General features: G+C 60.6%; 15 protein-coding genes. 9 read left to right on the plus strand and 6 right to left on the minus strand.

Features of this window, described 5'->3' with window-relative positions; all coding sequences use genetic code 11:
- A partial coding sequence (locus SGJ19_14415; GenBank protein MDZ4781441.1) for a hypothetical protein occupies positions 1 to 448 on the plus strand: 448 nt, incomplete at its 5' end.
- Between the two features lie 257 nt (positions 449 to 705).
- Here the strand turns inward: SGJ19_14415 and SGJ19_14420 are convergent.
- The gene (locus tag SGJ19_14420; protein ID MDZ4781442.1) at positions 706 to 1323 is read right to left on the minus strand and encodes an integrase core domain-containing protein; all 618 of its coding nucleotides are present in this window, start codon (positions 1321 to 1323) and stop codon (positions 706 to 708) included.
- A 218-nt stretch (positions 1324 to 1541) separates the two neighbouring features.
- Here SGJ19_14420 and SGJ19_14425 point away from each other — a divergent pair, with 218 nt between their 5' ends.
- Positions 1542 to 2315 carry a PEP-CTERM sorting domain-containing protein gene (locus SGJ19_14425; GenBank protein ID MDZ4781443.1) on the plus strand — a complete coding sequence of 258 codons (774 nt, stop codon included), beginning with the start codon at positions 1542 to 1544 and terminating at the stop codon, positions 2313 to 2315.
- An 806-nt stretch (positions 2316 to 3121) separates the two neighbouring features.
- On the opposite strand, the gene SGJ19_14430 is transcribed toward SGJ19_14425, so the two are convergent.
- On the minus strand, positions 3122 to 3991 hold the full coding sequence (locus SGJ19_14430) for a ThuA domain-containing protein (GenBank protein MDZ4781444.1): 870 nt from the start codon (positions 3989 to 3991) through the stop codon (positions 3122 to 3124).
- A 126-nt stretch (positions 3992 to 4117) separates the two neighbouring features.
- Between SGJ19_14430 and SGJ19_14435 the strand changes: the two genes are divergently transcribed.
- The 5 genes from SGJ19_14435 to SGJ19_14455 all read left to right on the plus strand — a co-directional run bounded on the left by SGJ19_14435 (position 4118) and on the right by SGJ19_14455 (position 10360).
- Positions 4118 to 4498 (plus strand): metallopeptidase family protein, encoded by a 381-nt coding sequence (locus SGJ19_14435; GenBank protein MDZ4781445.1) that lies wholly within the window; start codon positions 4118 to 4120, stop codon positions 4496 to 4498.
- Positions 4499 to 4917: 419 nt separating this feature from the next.
- Positions 4918 to 5868 (plus strand): ABC transporter ATP-binding protein, encoded by a 951-nt coding sequence (locus SGJ19_14440; GenBank protein ID MDZ4781446.1) that lies wholly within the window; start codon positions 4918 to 4920, stop codon positions 5866 to 5868.
- Positions 5865 to 8231: an ABC transporter permease gene (locus SGJ19_14445; protein MDZ4781447.1), complete on the plus strand. Its 2367-nt coding sequence runs from the start codon at positions 5865 to 5867 to the stop codon at positions 8229 to 8231. Before SGJ19_14440 ends, SGJ19_14445 begins: the two co-directional genes overlap by 4 nt.
- A 246-nt stretch (positions 8232 to 8477) precedes the next feature.
- Positions 8478 to 9866, plus strand: coding sequence for a neutral/alkaline non-lysosomal ceramidase N-terminal domain-containing protein (locus tag SGJ19_14450; GenBank protein ID MDZ4781448.1), 1389 nt, complete (start codon positions 8478 to 8480; stop codon positions 9864 to 9866).
- Between the two features lie 5 nt (positions 9867 to 9871).
- Positions 9872 to 10360, plus strand: coding sequence for an NUDIX domain-containing protein (locus SGJ19_14455; protein ID MDZ4781449.1), 489 nt, complete (start codon positions 9872 to 9874; stop codon positions 10358 to 10360).
- A gap of 111 nt (positions 10361 to 10471) precedes the next feature.
- Here SGJ19_14455 and SGJ19_14460 read toward each other — a convergent pair whose 3' ends face one another.
- Positions 10472 to 10978, minus strand: coding sequence for a hypothetical protein (locus SGJ19_14460; GenBank protein ID MDZ4781450.1), 507 nt, complete (start codon positions 10976 to 10978; stop codon positions 10472 to 10474).
- 56 nt (positions 10979 to 11034) lie between these two features.
- Positions 11035 to 11499, minus strand: coding sequence for an Rrf2 family transcriptional regulator (locus tag SGJ19_14465; protein ID MDZ4781451.1), 465 nt, complete (start codon positions 11497 to 11499; stop codon positions 11035 to 11037).
- Between the two features lie 151 nt (positions 11500 to 11650).
- Between SGJ19_14465 and SGJ19_14470 the strand changes: the two genes are divergently transcribed.
- Positions 11651 to 12277, plus strand: a complete 627-nt coding sequence (locus SGJ19_14470) for a protoglobin family protein (protein ID MDZ4781452.1) — start codon at positions 11651 to 11653, stop codon at positions 12275 to 12277.
- Between the two features lie 86 nt (positions 12278 to 12363).
- A complete protein-coding gene (locus SGJ19_14475; GenBank protein ID MDZ4781453.1) occupies positions 12364 to 13671 on the plus strand; it encodes a hypothetical protein in 1308 nt (435 codons plus the stop codon).
- A 12-nt stretch (positions 13672 to 13683) separates the two neighbouring features.
- On the opposite strand, the gene SGJ19_14480 is transcribed toward SGJ19_14475, so the two are convergent.
- Positions 13684 to 15207 carry a PDZ domain-containing protein gene (locus SGJ19_14480; GenBank protein MDZ4781454.1) on the minus strand — a complete coding sequence of 508 codons (1524 nt, stop codon included), beginning with the start codon at positions 15205 to 15207 and terminating at the stop codon, positions 13684 to 13686.
- 131 nt (positions 15208 to 15338) lie between these two features.
- On the minus strand, positions 15339 to 17087 hold the full coding sequence (locus SGJ19_14485; GenBank protein MDZ4781455.1) for an ATP-binding protein: 1749 nt from the start codon (positions 17085 to 17087) through the stop codon (positions 15339 to 15341).
- Positions 17088 to 17223: the final 136 nt, after the last annotated feature.

Below are 17223 nucleotides of genomic sequence, written 5' to 3' on the forward strand. Positions count from 1 at the left end.
CTTAGTGGACTGCGACACCCCAGGACTTTCGGACAGCGGCGGGGGCTGTTTTTTTACGCCGCTTGGGCCGGGGCGTGATCGGCTTCGAAACGGCTGCTCTGTCAAAAATGAAAACGCGGCGTTCTTTCCACCTCCATTTGGGGTCGCATTGGGATTCCAAAGCGGACGCCGTTTGACGAGCCACGTTCGAGAAAAACTCCTCTGGCAGCCGCTTTCGGGCCTGGCAGTAGGCGCCCGTTTTGGCCGAGCATGGACGCCGCCCCTGAGACACACGGTGCGCAATCAAGCGGGCGACAGCTCTGCGACACGAATTGTCGGCGCTCAGTACTTGTCCCAGGAAGACCCACAACGTGACGAGCGGCGTAAAGATCCGATCCAACCAAATCACGTTGACCGTATTCAATGCGCTCGCGATCAATTCTTCCGAAAGCACGTCGCCGAACGGTAAGCCTACATCCTGGAGGAATTGCCGACGCAGAAAACTGAGCTGTTGTTGAAATCCCCCCTGGTTAAAATACCGCATCTTTGGGCCTCCTTGCCGTGATGAGTGCCTTTTCAAACACCATCTACGCAAGCGAGGCCCATTTCACCAAGGTCAATTCCCGCTAGAGACTTACGGAAGAACTACGTGCCATTCGTCGAATGTAACTGTGAATACGCGACTTTCCGATAGTAGTGCTTCAGCAGTCCACCCAGCCGCGTTTTTCAGGCGACCTCGGTAATTGGTAACGTGGACGCTCCGTCGGTCGTCTTCCGACGATACCCCTTCTTCACCACGGTCTGGTTTTCCAATGCCTGATGCGGACGTTCGAGTTTGTAATGCTCCAAGAATTCTCGAACGAGGTAGTTCAGATGCCGCTCGCCAAGCACGACAAAATGGTCCAGGCATTCTTGCCCGAGCGTTTGGATGAACCGCTCAACGAAGGCGCAGGTGTTGGGCGAGCGGTATGCGGTCCACTGGACTCGCAAGCCGGCGTCCTCAAGCGTCGTGTCAAACGACCTGGCAAATTTAGTGTCGCGATCGTGCATGATCACGTCAGCCCCCAGCTTGCTCTTCTTGACGTGCTTCAGGAACGCCGCGGCTTGCTCGTTCACCCAAGCTTCGTTCGGATGCTGCGTGGCCGGCGAAATGAGCACTCGCCGTGTCTCGACGTGCAGGAAAACCAGCAGAAAGGCGTCCCGGAGCCCCTTCGGCGTCACAATCCGTTTCGAGACGAAGTCGCATTGCCACAGCGTGGCGGCGTGAATCTTGACGAACTCGTCCCAGGTGCCGTGCCCGCGCGTACGCGATAAGCTGCCAGAATACTTGAACCCAAAAACCAAAGAGAGATTCGCGTGATTTGGAAGTCTGTAATCCGAAAAAACGTTTGGCGAGCCTTGGTTTACTCTTATTTTTCTTTAAAAAGTTCTTGACAGGCATGCGGCCGGCTATTCAATTCAATAGTTCCTTACCTGAACTCCGTGCATCCTCGCCGTATTGCCTTTGAGATGGGCACGGACCCGAAGCGCTAGGTCCAGCGCACACATTGAGGAAACATCCCATGAAGAAGCAATCAGCCGTCCTCGCGATCGTGATCGCACTAGCGTTTGCCCCGTCGCCTGTCTCAGCGCAGAATTTGTTGACGAACGGCAATCTCGACATCACTCAGCCAGTGGAAATCGTTCCCGCTTTCTTCCTGCCAAAGCCTGCCAGTTGGGTAAATGAAGGGTCGCGGTCCATTTCGGGACCCTACGAGGACGAAATGTCGTCGGAGCCGTGGGCCGGACCGGCTCCGACACCATTGACTACTGATGGCAGCGGCGCCGCTTCGCCAAATGGATGTGGCGGCCTCGACTGTGCCGTGTTTTTCAAACCGTTTTCCGGAAACACCTCCGACGGAACAGCTACGGGGCACTTGTATCAGGATCACGCCGCCACGCCGGGCGTAACATACACGCTGACCGGTTGGGCCGGCGCGGAGCCCAATTTCCTCGGAGGTGGGAAATTCGCCCTCGATTTCTTGAATGCGGGCGGGACAAAAATCAGCGCCGCCGAGCTCGATTTGGTGGCTGCTGGATTGTTCACCGATAACGGCCTTGCATTCGACTACAAAGAGTTTTCGGTCTCGGCGATCGCGCCGGACGGCACTGCCACCGTCCGCGCCCGCGCCTCTATGATCGACGCGCTGTCCAATCCACTTGGTGGAGGTCAGGCCTTTGTGATTGATGATTTCGAATTGACCGCCGTGCCAGAACCGTCGACCGCTGTCCTGGCAATCGCCGGAATGGTGGCCGTCGTGGCCGTCTCCCATCGTCGGCGCCGCGCCGCTGTCTAGCGCGAGAAGCACGCCCAGAATGCATGTCGCACGACAGCCCGCATCCGCAGCTTGGAGCTGTAGGTTTCGCTGATTGCCCAAAGCAACATCGCGCGCTCGCGCATCTGTTAACTGGCCCGTACTTTTTCCCAACGGCAGGAAAAGGCGCTCTCTAGTTAACGGCCCGCGCTCTCTCCTCTGTTAACTGAACCCGTCTAGGTTCGTAGACGGTTGCATTCGCTGGGAGGGGACCGAAACGGACTCGAAATCAGCATCCTATTGCTAGGCAACGATTTACGACTTGCGCTCTCGCGCGCATTGTTACGAAGAGGGTTGCGTACGGGGAGCTGGCCGAACTCGTCCAGGAAGTGGCAGTTGGGCGCTCTTGGCGCGAAGTCCCTTTCCCATTCGATCGAAGGCTGGCCGCCGCCTTGCCCGCAGGGGGCGCCGCCACTTTGCAAATTCACCAAGAGGCGGAACGCACCGCCCGCCTGATAGAACTGCAGCCCGATCAACCCCGCTGCAGCCGGGTTCGTCCGAGTCGGCGCAGATCGTGGCTAGGAGCATGCCGTCCGAGCAATTCACGGGGTCGCTGTCGATATGGATCTGCTGCATCGGCCCCATGATGTAAACACCGTCGATCGCCGCGCAGTCGGCGCAAAGGGCGTACAGGCTTGCTACCGAGACCAAAACCGCACTGGCCGACAAGCCGCCGGTGGCGCCCATCGCATAATTACTTCTGCGCGTGCACTTAGATCAACGACCATGCCGCCTCGCTTGCGCGTCGGGCTGCTGTAGTTTTTTCTGTGGCAATACTTAGCCCAGGGCTACTTCTTCGCCGCTTCCGTGTCCGCCTTGGCTTTCGCTTCTTGTGCGGCCGACAGTTCCGGGTTCGGCGTGGCGTCGCCGGGTTCCTTGTTGAGGATCCATTTGATGCCGCCGAGCATCGATTCCATATACATGGGGTTGGTCCAGACGTCTTCACGATGCCCCAGGCTCATGTGGAAGACCTTGCCGTCGCCGTATTCCTTGACCCAGGCGATCGGCACGTGGTACGGCTCCTTCAAGTCGGTCTTGGCCATGTTGAGGCTCATCAACACGCGGACCTTTTCGGGCTGCCAGTTCTTGAATTTGTAGATTTCGTCTTTGAGCGTGAACTCGTCGCCCCATGGCTTGCTGAGCGGGTGCTCCTTGTCGTGAACCGTGACGGTGACGGTTTGGTCCGATCCCCAGGGGTGTCCGTCGAACGTGCCGCCGATCATGTCCCAATACGGTTGATAGTCGTGGTAAGTGTCGGTGGCCGAATGCGCGCCGATGAACCCATGCCCCTTCTGCTTCAACCAGTCATTGAAAAAGTAATTGCGCGTTTCGTCGTCGATTGGCAGGGCGCCGGTCGTGTAGAAAAACACGATGTCGTAGTTTTGCAAGTTTTCCTTGGTGAAATCCTTCGCCGCGTCCTGAGTGCAATCGACCCGGAACAGGTTGCTGGAAATCCCTAAGTCGGTGATCGCCTGCTCGGCCGGAGAGAGCGCCCCGTCCGGTCGCGTGACCGAACCGTGCTTGAAACCGACGCTTTGGGTGAGCATCAGAATTCGTACCCCGCGTACCGGCGCGTCGGCGGCGACGGCCTCCGAGGTCGAAAGCCCGGCAGCCAAACCGGCAGCGAGCACGAGAAACAGGCGTCGCGAAAAGTTCATGGGGCGATTCTCCGTGGAGGGACGGCGAAATGGGCAACAAGGCGGGAACGCACGTGCGGCGTACAATTCTCCCGGGTAGTGTAATTCCGCACCGCGAGGCAAACCAGAGGCCCTATGGCGGTCCGATTGAGCGAAGACGAATTCTGCCAGGCCGTCGACGAGGTCGTCCGGTCGCTGCCGGCCCAGTTTTTGGCGTGGCTGGAGAATGTGGTGATCGAGGTGGAACGCTACCCGGACCCGAGGCTGCAGCGCCAGATGAAGCTGGGGCCCCGGCATATCGGCCTGATGGGCCTCTTCGAAGGGCATTACGTCACCAAACAGGAATACGGAATGGCGATGCCGAACCGCATCCTGCTGTTTCAGCGGGCGATCGAATCCCGCTGCCGATCGGTCGAAGAGGTTCGCTACGAAATCCGCCGGACGGTGCTGCACGAGTTGGCGCACCATTTTGGCTATGAAGAATCCGATCTGGATGACTTTGAGGCGCAGCCGAGTTCGTTTGATTAGGAGTGATTGCCCGCGAAACACGCGAAAGGACGCGAAAAGGGGACTGGTAGAGAAGGGAAGGTTGACCAAGTTTCCCAGCCCCAACGGGGCGATAGATAATTGCCAGCGGTGCAAACCGCTGGTGCTGGGGACACGCAAATTTGCATTGAGCCCCATCGGGGCGACACGCGTTGAGCGAAGGCGATATCAACAGTGTTTCGCCCCGTTGGGGCTCAATTTATTTCCTTCGTTCGTTTTCCAGGGGTTGGCACCCCTGGCTATTGTCTGTCGCCCCTGCGGGGCTGCGTTCACCGCACTGCTTCAAGTGCTCTTCTGCTCGCGTCTTTCGCGGGCAGTTCCCCCCACCCCGCACAAGAACTATGATGTGGCCGACGAATAGTCCGTCGGGTGGTGGCTTTCCAACCAGGGCGGGGAATTGCATGGTCGCCGCGATCGAGGTGCGCGATTTACGGAAGACGTATGGCAGCCGCTGGCGCGGCCGGCAGATCCACGCCTTGCGCGGGGTTACGCTGGACGTGCCGCGCGGCGAAATCTTTGGGCTACTCGGCCCGAACGGCGCCGGTAAGACGACGCTGATCAAAGTTTTGCTCGGGATTATCAGTCGCAGCGCGGGCGAGGCTCGGCTGCTCGACTTTCCGGCCGGCGATCTCCGCGGGCGCCGGCGCGTCGGCTACCTGCCGGAACATCATCGCATTCCCCGGCATCACACCGCGAATTCGGCGTTGACCTACTACGGCGGGTTGAGCGGCCTTTCGCCCAGCGAAGTCCGCGCGCGGCGCGAGGCGCTGCTGGAAACCGTGGGGCTGCGCGGCTGGGGCGATGTTTCGGTGTCGCAGTTCTCCAAAGGCATGCAGCAACGACTCGGCCTGGCGCAAGCCATGCTCCATGAGCCGGAGTTGTTGGTCTTGGACGAGCCGACCGACGGCGTCGACCCGGTCGGTCGCTCCGAAATGCGGGCGCTTCTGCAGCGGCTCAAGGATCAGGGCAAGACGATGTTCCTGAACAGCCACTTGTTGCAGGAAGTCGAGTTAGTCTGCGATCGCGTGGCGATTCTCGACCGCGGCGAATTGCTGCAAGTCGGAGAAGTCGACGCCCTGACGATCGAAGCCGTCAACGACGTGCAGTTCACGTTCGCCGGCAGCGATGCGCAGCTTTCCGCGGCGTTCGGCAACGCTCCCGCACAGCCCGTGGCCATTCAAGAGAACGGGCAATTCCTGATCACGCTCGTCAATCCCGCACAGGCGGATGTCGATCGACTGATCGATCAGGCGCGTCAGGGCGGGCTGAGCGTGCTCGGCGTTGAGCGGCGGCACCAGACATTGGAACAAGCGTTTCTCAAGATCATTCAAAGGGCCCGGCCAGCCGCATGAGACCGTACCTGACGATCCTGCGCGATTCGTTCCACGAGGCGCTCGCGTCGCGCGTGCTGTGGATGATTTTGATCGTAATCACGATCCTGTTGCTGTGCATGGCGCCGTTCGGGCCCTACGGTCTGCGCGGCTCGGAGTTCGCCCCGCAGGAAGTCTTCGACCCGCCGCGCGTGGCGCGAGAAATCCTGAAAGATCTGGACGCCACCGGTCCGACGGTCGGCAAGAGTCTGGTCAAACAGTGGGGCGCGGATTCCCGGCAGCGGTTAGAAAACATCGTCGCGAAAAAAGCGCCCACGAACGCGGCAGGCAGCGACGATCCAGATGCGGAAAGCCACGGAATCACGACGACTACGCCTGCCAGCGCCGATGCCGAATGGCTGACGACAAAGTTGAACGCTTCGATCGCCAGCCCCGATTTCTTCGAGCCGGACGCGTGGAAAAAGGTGCGCTTGCGCAAAGAGGCTCGCGGGTTGCAGGAGGAGGGCGTCGCGAGTCTCAGCTCCACGGATCGCGAGCGCTTCCATCGGCTCGCACTCGAGGCGGCGTTTCCCAATCAGTTGGCGCTGTTGAATCAACGCAAAGAAAGTCTCGGTTACTTCGGGCTGAAGATGGAACTCTTTGGCGAGTCGAAACGCTCCGAATGGCACGACATCATTGGCAATTTGATCTTCGGGCTGCTGAAACTCGGCGTCGGCGTGGGGGGCGTGTTGGCGGGCTTGTTCGTCACTTCTACGATTATGCCTCAGGCCTTCGAAGCCGGCGCCGTCGATTTGTTGTTTAGCAAACCGGTGGTGCGCTCGGGCGTCTATCTGACCAAGTTTCTCGGCGGCTGCTCGTTCGTCGTGATCATGGCCGCATATTTGATCGGCGGCATCTGGCTGCTGGCCGGAATGCGCTTCGGGCTATGGAACATCCACCTGCTGGCGACGATCCCGATCTTCGTGTTTATCTTCGCCGTCTACTATTCCGTCTCGTGCCTGGCCGGGGCGTATTGGCGCAACCCAATCGTCTCGGTGGTGATCGCCGTGATGCTCTGGGCGTTTGGCTGGATGCTGACGATCTTCAACGGCTTTGCGGACACGTACGTCGTCGTGCCGTCGCGGATCATCAAGGTCTTTACCGCCGGCGAGACGCCGATGAGCGTCGCCGAGATGGGCCAGGTGCGGCGCTGGGATGCCGCCACGAATTCCTGGCAAGAAGTCTTTGCTCCGGAAAAGGAAGAAACCGTTGGTTTTGGCATTCGACGTCCGACGCCGTACGCCGGGCCGATCTACGACGCGCCGAACAAGCGAATCGTCGCCGTGGAACGCAACATCCGCGAGATGCAGCAGTTTGCCAGCGCGGCCACCATCTGGGTCGGCGCCGAGGCGGACAACTTCGAGCGCAAGCAGGCGCTCAAACTGCCAGCAGAAGCGCAGGGGACGCGGGCGTTCTTGCGCGAACCGGACGGCAAGTTCCTGCTCTTGACGGATCGCGCCATGCTGCGCTGGAACGGCGAGGTCGAAGCACAACAAGAAGCGCCGAAAATCGCTGGCTTTGACGTGCCGTTCTTCAATCGCGGCGGCGGCAAGCAACTCGAAAACGTTGCTCCGGAAGTCCCGATCGAGGGGCGTTTCGAAGCTGCGTTAAACAACAAGACCGGCGAGCTCGCCGTATTGACCGAAGCGGGACTGTATCTTTGCCAACGCGGTGAAGATGGCAAATACAAAGTCCGCGAAACCACGGAGCTGGAATTGGACGAACTCGGTCCCCTCGCGGCCGGCGGCGAGAGTGTTGTCGCCGCGCTCGAGGACGGTCGGTTCCTCGCTTTCAATGCCAGCGACGGCAAGCAGCGCGATCCGATCACGATCCCCACCGCGTCCGATCCGAACACCTTGTTCGCCTCGCCGGACGGCAAGTGGTTCGCGCTCCTCACCCGCGACAAGCGCGCCTGGCTGTATGATGCGAAACAACATCGACTCTTCTCGGCTGCCGTGAGCGGTCAGGGCGACATCACCGCGCTGGCGTTCAGCGACGCGGGAGAGTTGCTGGTCACCGACCGCACGGATCGAGTCTCGACCTACTCTGTGCCGGCGTTGCAACGCGAGGCCCGTTACCAGCCCCGCCGCGAATGGCTGCGTTTTGGCTATGATTTTCTGGTCTATCCGCTCTACCGGATCGTCCCCAAGCCGCGCGAGTTGGATCAACTCACGCTGTCGCTGGTCAGCGAACTGGACAAAACGCCCGGCACGGGCGTGGAGCGGGACACCGATCTCAACGCCCCCAGCGATTACAGCAAATGGACCCCGGTCCGCGACAACGGAATTTTCATCATCTTGATGCTGGCCCTCGGGTGCTGGCATGTGACAAGGCGCGATTATTAGGCTTTGTCCGAGCCTCGGCATTCCGTGCTACTGGCGGCTTGTCCGCTAGTGCTAGCCACGTCTATTCACTGGCGAACAAGCCGCCAGTGGCGCCCATCAGAGTGAAACCACACGGAATCTGCTGTCCGGCAATTCCCTGGCGTCACGTTATAATCTCGGGATCATCGCGCGTTGGCGCGACGTATCCTTTCCGTGACGACGGAATCCACACCACTCATACGGTCGGCGCCGCCCATGAATTCCCGAATGTTGATTGCCCCTCTGGCCTTCGTTGGTTTGTTGTTCTGCAATACGCCGCTTCGCGCCGAGCTCCAAGTCGGTTTCGCTGAGCGCGAGATCACGCCGGACATTTCCAAGCCGGTCTACATCGCCGGGTATGGGCAGAACCGCGTGGCGACGGCGGTTCACGATCCTCTGTTTGCTCGCGCGGTCGTGCTCGACGACGGGGAACGCAAGATCGCGCTCGTGTGCGTCGACTTGGTGGGCCTGCAACTTCCCGAGGTGCGGCGGATTCGGGCGGAGTTGAAGGACTTCGCCTACGTGATGGTTTCCAGCACGCATAATCACGAAGGTCCGGACGTGATCGGCATTTGGGGACCGTCGCCGGTGACGAGCGGCGTCGATCAAAAATATCTTTCGCAGGTCGTCGCGACCTGTGCGGCGGCCGTAGAAGATGCCGCAAAGAACTTGGCGCCCGCCGACGCCTACTTCGGCACGGCCAAGGATCATTCCCTGTTGCGCGATTCGCGGCAACCGGTCGTCTACGACGACATCGTTCGAGTGCTCCGCTTCAACAAACCTGGCACACAAGAACCGTTTGGCATTCTGGTGCAGATCAACAATCATCCGGAATCGCTCGGCAGCGACAACACGCAAATCACCGCCGACTTTCCGCACGCCACGGTCGCGGCGCTCAAGGAAAAGTATCATTGCCAGGTCGCCTATTTCACCGGCACGGTCGGAGGGTTGATGAGCAACCCGCCGGAAATTCCGGGCCCCGACGGCAAACCGATGCACGACGAGAACTTCGAGTTCGCCGAATACTACGGTCGCCAATTCGCCAAGATCGCCGCACAAGCGATTGATAGCGCGACGTTGACAGAACTAACGCCCTTCGCCGTCGCCGCGAAGACGATCACCGCGCCGCTGGAAAACCCCGGCTATCAGATGGCCCGCAAGATCGGCGTATTGCCGCGAGCCGGACGTGTCTGGACCGGTGATTTCGAAACGGTCGGCGACCTGGCCGCTGACGATACGCCCGCCGACAAGCTCGCGATCGAAACCGAAATCGCCTGCCTGCGATTGGGTGAAGTTCACGTGGCTTGTATCCCCGGGGAGATCTATCCCGAGTTGGTTTATGGTCAGTATCAGGATCCTGTCGATCCCGGCGCCGACTACCCCGATGCGGCGTTGGAACCGCATGTAATGCAAACCTTGCCTGGCGAAAAGAAGATGCTGATCGGCCTCGCCAACGACGAGATCGGCTACATCATCCCGCGCCGGCAATGGGATCACATCCCGCCGTTCGCGTACGGCCGCGATAAATCGCAATACGGCGAAATCAACAGTTGCGGTTCGGAAATCGCGCCGATCCTGATGAAGGCCCTCGAAAACCGCGTCCGGGAATTGAAGTAAACCGCGTGCCCGAAGAACTGGTCGACATCATCAACGACGCCGGGGAAACGATTCGCGTCGAACCGCGTTCGGTAATGCGCCGCGAGCGGCTGCCGCATCGCTGCGTCTACATCCTGATGTTCAGCACGCGCGGCGAAATCTTCGTGCATCAGCGCACGGCGACGAAAGATATCTATCCCAGTTACTGGGACCTCGCGGCCGGCGGCGTATTGTCCTCCGGAGAAACCTTCGACGAAGGCGCCGCGCGCGAATGCCAAGAGGAATTGGGTGTCGCGACGCCGCTGACGTACTTGTTTCCGTTTAACTTCGCGGACGAACGCACCATCGTGCAAGCGCGAGTCTATCGCGGCGAACATGACGGTCCGTTTCGCTTGCAGCCGGAAGAAGTCGTGCAAGGCGAATTCGTAGCGTCCGACATGCTGGCGAAACTGATCGACACGCGCCCGTTCTGCCCCGACGGTCTGCAAGTCTGGCAGCGTTACAAGCAAGTTTAAACGCACCCGACTTCTGTAGCCGAGGTCTGTGACCTCGGTGGAGAGGACATCGAATACAGATCCCACGTCGAAGGGTAGACGACGCCTTCTCCCCGAGGTCACAGACCTCGGCTACAGAAACGAATCCCAGCGCGTCTCCGGATACGTCCCGTAAAAGCGCTTGATGAAATTGCGGCGCCAGCGTGCGGGGCAATGAGGCTCCCAGCCCCAGCGAGCGGCGAGGCGATCGCTGATGCGGAGGTTGGCCGCGTCGGAAACGATTGCGTCGATGCCTTTCAATTTCGCAATGGCGTACAGCACCTGCAGCGCGCCGTGAACCGTGGCCAGCGTCGCGTCGCGATAACTAACGGCATACTTGAGCGCAACGAAGTTGCTCATCCCGCGCGGCTGATTGTAGTACAGCCAGCAGCGATCGCCCGCTCGATGCCGATGTTGCCACGCGCCCAGCACGGTCAGGTCCGGCCACGAAACCAGTTTCGGCAACGGCCGCAGCACGATCTGGTGCAAGCGGCCGCCGCGCATTTCAATCACGCCGTAACGCCGCCGGCGCAGGACATCCGTCTGCGCGTGAAAATCGCGCACGACTTCGAAGGGCGGGGCGAGCGTTAGGCCGGACACGATGCTTTCCTCGATGGACTACGAATCCATCAACAAGCATAGCTCCGCCGCCTGCGTTAGTTTTTGATCGCGCTTTCGTCGGCGGCCGGGGCTTTACGTGGAAAGTCGCACAACGGCACGCTTTCCGAGGGATCGGCGATGACCTCGGCCAGGGTCGAGGACTCGAACGCCCGTTCCACCATTGCCATGGCGTCGTCGAGCCGCTTGTGCAGCGGACAAAGCCGCACGCCATGGGATGCCAGGCCCAGCGGGCAGGTCCGGATGCGCTGCAGCTTCTCGACAGCGTTGACCACTTCCAGGATGGAGATTTCCTCCGGCCGTTTCGCCAGCCGAAAGCCACCGTGGAGCCCTCGCTGGGAAGTCACAAGTCCTGCTCGCTGCAGACTTTGCATCACCTTGGATAGGTAGGCCTTGGGGACTCGCGTGACCTCGGCGATTTCGTCCACGGTGCGAGCGCCGGCCGAATCGTCGGCCAGTAATACGGATGCCCTGAGGGCGTACTCAACGGTTTGGGAGATCACTTTTTAGATATCCGGACCTTGACATCCAGTATTTGCATAACCTACCATTGCTCGCGTTACCAATATACCACGATCTCGAAGTCGTGGGACGGACTCGAACTGGATGCAACGGCCGTTTTGCGGCGGGCGACCAACAAAAGGGACGACGACCATGCGGCATATCGACGAACCTCGGCTGGAATCCGATCTCGCTTATCGTTTCGCGTACGTCACCGAATTCATGGGCTTGAACGGCGCCGATATCAAGGCGATCCACGCCTCGGCCGCGCACCTGGCGCCGGTCGTCGCGTCGCTTGTCGACGCTGTCTACGACAAACTCGCAACTTACGACGCCACCTGGCGGCACTTCGTCCCGCGTCAGTCCGGCTTTGAAGGAGGCGTCCCCGAGAGCGTCGAAGCCCTGACGATGGACCACGAGCAGATTCAGTTCCGCAAGGCCCACTTGCAGCGCTACCTGGTTAAATTGGTCACCGGCGCCTATGACGACGCCATGGTCGGTTACCTCGACCTGGTCGGCAAGATGCACACGCCCGGCCAAGGGAGCCAGGCGATCAACGTGCCGCTCGTGCAGATGAACGCTCTCTTGGGTTTCGTGGCGGATGCGCTGAACGCAACGATCTTCAGCCTCGGCCTCAGCCGCGAAGACGAAACGCGCACGATCCGCGCCTTCAGCAAGTTGCTGTGGGTGCAAAACGATTTGATCAACCGCCACTACCAGGCATCCCAGCCATCGTCGCACGCGGGGAACGGTGCGGACCGCATCGCCGTGTCGGTGTAAGCAGTTGTTTGACGTGGGAGCTTTCGGCCGGGCCCAATCCCACTGAAAACTGAGCACTGAAAACTTCCAACTCCCCCAAGTTTTCAATGTACGCCTCATCGCTGATTCGCTGGCGCGTTGCCGCGGCAATCCTGGTCGCCCTGATTGGAACGCGCGCAGCCCGCGCGCAATACGATTTTGAAGGCGCGCCGATCAACTATGCGACCGCGCCGACAGACCAGCCTGTTTCGCAGTTGATCGAGCGACTGTCGCGGGACGGTGCCTCGCTGAAACGTGAAGGCCGACAGGGCATATTGAAGGCACTGCTGGAAGCCTGGGAGATTCCCGTCTCCTCGCAGGTCTTGGTGTTCACCAAGACCAGCTTTCAAAGCGAGCGGATTTCGCCGAAGACGCCGCGGGCTCTCTATTTCTCCGACGACGTGTATGTCGGCTGGGTTCAAGGCAGTCAACTGCTGGAAGTGACCGCCTATGATCCACAACTGGGGCCGATCTTCTACACCGTCGATCAAGCCGGGTTCGACAAGCCGGAGTTCTTGCGGCAGAATCACGAATGCACGCAGTGTCACGCTTCTTCGCTCACGCACGGCGCGCCGGGACATATCGTGCGGAGCGTGTACTCGGACATTTCGGGTCATCCCATCCTGCGGAACGGCTCATTTCTGACCGACCACCGCAGCCCTCTTAAGGAACGCTGGGGCGGCTGGTACGTCACTGGCCGGCACGGGCAACTTCGGCATCTTGGCAATCAGTGGTTTTCCGAGGTCGTGAAGGTCGAAGAGTTGAATCGCGAACCGGGCGCGAACATCACGTCGCTGGACGATCGCATCGATACGAGCCGCTATTTAACGCCGCATAGTGATATCGTGGCGCTGATGGTGCTCGAACATCAGACGACGGTGCAGAATCAACTCGCTCAAGCCGTCTACCAAACGCGCTACGCGCTCCGCGACGCAGACGCGATGAACCAGGCGCTCGATCGCCCGGCCGATTTCCAGTCCGAAAGCACGCAACGTCGCATCAACAACGCGGCGGAGGCCTTGCTCAAGGTAATACTCCTCGATGGTGAAGCCGCGCTCGGCGACAAGATCGAAGGCACGAGTGGGTTCGCCCAGGAATTCAGCCAACGCGGTCCGCGCGACGCACAAGGCCGCTCGCTTCGTGAGCTAGACCTCGAACGACGGCTTTTCAAGTATCCGTGCAGCTATTTGATCTACTCGCGCGGCGTCATGGAAATGCCGGCCGCCCTTAAAAGCGTGTTCTTCGCGCGGCTTTGGGCCACACTGGACGGCTCTCCCGCCACGGACGATCTGCAGGGCCTGTCGATCGCGGACCGGCAGGCAATTCGAGAAATCCTCCGCGAGACGCTGCCGGCGGAGTTGTTGGCGCAGCAGTAGTCGCTGAGCGCCTTAATTCTCTTCGCCCAGCGTCACGGTCTTCACAAATTCCTCGCCGTTTCGCTGTGCGCGAACCTCCGCCTTTTCGCCGGCTTTCATGGTGCGGATCATGGCCCGCAGCTGCTCAAAGTTGCCGACCGGCGCGCCGTTGTAGTGCGTGATTAAATCGTCCACGTGGAAGCCGGCTTCGGCCGCCGCCATGCCTGGCTGGACATCTTGCAGTTCGCAACCGAGCGGACTTTCGGTGCCGATCACGCCCAGGAAACCACCCTGGCGATGGTCCACGCGCACCGTCGAGTGTGCGGCGATGAAGGCGTCGGCCGCTGCCATCGTCACTTCGGTGCCGTACAAGCTGAGCATGCTTAAGTTGGGGTTCTCACCGAGTTTGGCCAAACAGGTATCATCCACCGGGCAGTATTTCACATAAAGCATCCGCAGCCGCGGCAGCGATTCCACGTGCTTCAACCCGGCGCTGGTAATCGGCAAGTGCTTGAGTTCTACGCCCATCAAGGTGTTCAGCCCCGCAAACAGTTGCATCCCGTCGTCGTGAATGTCGAGGCCGTCCAATCGGACGGTTTCCAAACTCTTCAAGGCAACCAATGGAGCCAGTCCGGCGCCGGTGACGGGCAGTTTCTTGAGTTCCAGACTTTTCAGACCGGTCAATTCGCTGAGTGGTTTGAGTCCTGCGTCACTGATGGCCAGGCCCTCAAGTTGGAGCGTCTCCAAATCCTTGAGCGCCACGATGTGCGCCAGGCCGGCGTCGGTGATGGCGTTGTTGCGGAGGTTCAGCAACTCGAGTCGCGGATGAGCCGAGACGACGGACATCGATGCGTCCGTCAACGGCACGTTTTCCGCCTGGAGATAAAGCAGATTCGGCAGTTGCTTGACGTGAGCAAAGCCGGCGTCCGTGAGTTTCGTGTTCAACAGCCTCAAGTGGCGCAGCTGCGTTCGCGGGCCGAAAAACGCGAACGCCTCGTCGCCCAACGTCACGCCGTCGCAAACGAGTGCGGTCATCTCGGGGAACCAACGCAGCAACTGGAGGTCTTCGTCCGTTCCTTTCCAGGTTTCTCCGGAAATTTGCACCGAGATCAAATCGGCTCCCTGCATCGGGACCGTCGCGCCGAGTTCTTCCAAGCGCGCGAGCGCAGCGTCGCGCCGCATTTCCATGCGGCCGCGCAAGGCCGTCTTCGCGCGGCCCACGATTCGTGGCTCCCCCGATTCCGCGAGGCCGTCGAGCGCCTGTTCCGCGGCATCGGCCGTCGCCACGTCCGTGGATAGCGCCAATTGCCCGAGGACCGAAATCGCCCGCGCGCTGGTTTCCAGTTCCGGCGCGCGCGCCGCTTCGACCAGCAATGGAATCGCCACCGGCCCGGCCTCGACTAACGCGGCGCTGGCTTGCTCCCGCACGAAATAGTCATCGGCGTCCAACTCGCGAATCCGCGCGGCGAGGGCGATCCCATCAACGGCAGGTTCATTCGAGCGCGCACTTGGCGCGATCAGCAACGCCAGCCCAATGCTCAACAATAACGGTTTCATCGTGCGACCCAGTTCGATGATTCGTTCGCTGTACACTCTCAAGTCTATCCAATCCCCACCAAACCAACACGCTCTTCGAGTTCCCTCTCTCCGCCGCGTCTCTGCGCCTCCGCGCTTCCCCCCGCGCAGTGCTAAATTTGCTCCGCCGGCTCGCTTGCTTCCAGTTCGTCCGGATCGATCATCCCCACCGCTGGCATCGTCGTACCGGGCCCGGGGGGCTTGGGCAGGTTCGAAGGGAACTCCAGAGTGAATCGGCTGCCTTGGCCGACGGTGCTGTCGCAGAGAATCGCGCCGCCGTGTTCCTTCAAAATCTTCTGGCTTACCGGCAGCCCCAGGCCGGTGCCGCGGCCCCCTTTGTGCGAAACGAACAGCGTGAAGATGTTTTGCATTTCCTCCGGCGGGATGCCGGCGCCGTTGTCTTCGACGATGATCCGCACCAGCGCCTCGGGCTGCGCCAGCTCCGTGCGGACAATCACGACGCCGTCTTCGCGTTTGTCGCAGGCGTCGATGGCGTTCGTCACCACGTTCAAGGTCGCGCGATGAATTCCTTCCGGGTCGAAGGTCAACGTCTCGATCCGCGGGTCCGGGCGGTATTCGATCGTTACGCCCAATTCGCCGGCGCGGACGTTCATCAACTCCACGACTTCGCCGATCGTCTTGTTCAAATCCGCCGCGATCAACTCCGGTTCCCGGTCCTTGCTGAACGTCAGCATGTCCATCACCAGCGTTGAGATCCGAGTCTGGTTGCGCTCGACGATGTCCCAGCCCTTGCGGGTGAGCGATTCGTCGTGGTCGGACAGGCCCATCTCGATCAGGTAACTGCCGCCGCCGATGCCTTGCAGGATGTTTTTGATGTGATGGGACAACGTGGCGATCGTCTGTCCGACGGCGGCCAGACGCTCCGCCTGGACCATTGCGCTATAGTAGCGCGTGTCCTCGACCGCTAACGCCGCTTGATGCCCAATGGCTACCATTAGCTTTAGGTGCTCGGCCGAAAACTTACTGCCCGCAGCGGCCTGTAAGACCTGTCGCGGCGCCAGCGAGGTATCGATGTAGATCACACCGACGATGTCGTAGCGCCCCTGCATGGGAACGCAGATCGCCTCGCGGATGCCGGCCTGCATGATGCTGGCCGCGTTGTCCCAGCGCGAGTCGTCCTGCGCGTCACTGGTGAGCACCCCTTCGCGGTGCTGGATGACGTAGTCGAGAATCGTCCGGCTGATGCTGATCCGCTCGTCCGGACGGATGCCTGGGCGCGTCCGCCGCACCTTGGGTTCGAGCTGGTGGATGTCCGGGTTGTAGAGCATGATGCAACCGCGGTCCGGCTCCACCCACTCGAAGATCAGCTCCATGATCCGCGCCAGGAGTTGATCGATATCGAGCGTCCGGCTGACCGCGAGCGCGGTGCGGTACATGACCTGCAAGTTCGCGCGGACGCGGGCCACCCAGGGATCGCCCGGCGCGTCGAGGGCCAGGTCGAAGATGCGGCTCCCCTCTTCCTGGGTCATCGAGCGCAGAATTCGCGACTGATCCTTGGCGTCCGCCTTGGCGACGATATCGACCTGTTGCGCGGCGGCCCCGGTCGTTTCATCCGGCGCGCCGGTATACAGCAGCAGCGATGCGCCGAGTTGAATCTGGTCGCCGTTGACCAACGTGTGCAGCTCCGCGCGGCGGCCGTTGACGTACGTGCCGTTGGAGCTATTCAGATCGACCAGCGTGTAGCGGCCGTCGACCAACCGCAGTTCGACGTGCCGGCGCGAAACTTCGGTGTCGTGGAGCTGGATTGGGTTGTTCGGCTCGCGACCAAGCGTGACCGAGGGGGTGCGCAGCTCGAATTTCGAGCCTTGATCGACGCCTCGGATCACGAATAACGACGGCACGGCGGCAACTTCGCGCGGGGCGCGGCAAAGGATGAGTTCGCGCCGTCGCCGGCGGATCCATGGAAGGTTCCAGCTATTGTACGATTTTACGGGCGAAAGTCGGGGGACAAAAGGGTTCGATCCTCGCCAGCTGGGG

This window comes from Planctomycetia bacterium, assembly GCA_034440135.1.
Lineage (GTDB): Bacteria > Planctomycetota > Planctomycetia > Pirellulales > JALHLM01 > JALHLM01.

Coding starts and splice junctions, on each gene's coding strand:
- SGJ19_14450 (MDZ4781448.1), top strand. CDS start 8,478: ATGTTGATTGCCCCTCTGGCCTTCGTTGGTTTGTTGTTCTGCAATACG.
- SGJ19_14445 (MDZ4781447.1), top strand. CDS start 5,865: ATGAGACCGTACCTGACGATCCTGCGCGATTCGTTCCACGAGGCGCTC.
- SGJ19_14440 (MDZ4781446.1), top strand. CDS start 4,918: ATGGTCGCCGCGATCGAGGTGCGCGATTTACGGAAGACGTATGGCAGC.
- SGJ19_14480 (MDZ4781454.1), bottom strand. CDS start 15,207: ATGAAACCGTTATTGTTGAGCATTGGGCTGGCGTTGCTGATCGCGCCA.
- SGJ19_14475 (MDZ4781453.1), top strand. CDS start 12,364: ATGTACGCCTCATCGCTGATTCGCTGGCGCGTTGCCGCGGCAATCCTG.
- SGJ19_14470 (MDZ4781452.1), top strand. CDS start 11,651: ATGCGGCATATCGACGAACCTCGGCTGGAATCCGATCTCGCTTATCGT.
- SGJ19_14425 (MDZ4781443.1), top strand. CDS start 1,542: ATGAAGAAGCAATCAGCCGTCCTCGCGATCGTGATCGCACTAGCGTTT.
- SGJ19_14430 (MDZ4781444.1), bottom strand. CDS start 3,991: ATGAACTTTTCGCGACGCCTGTTTCTCGTGCTCGCTGCCGGTTTGGCT.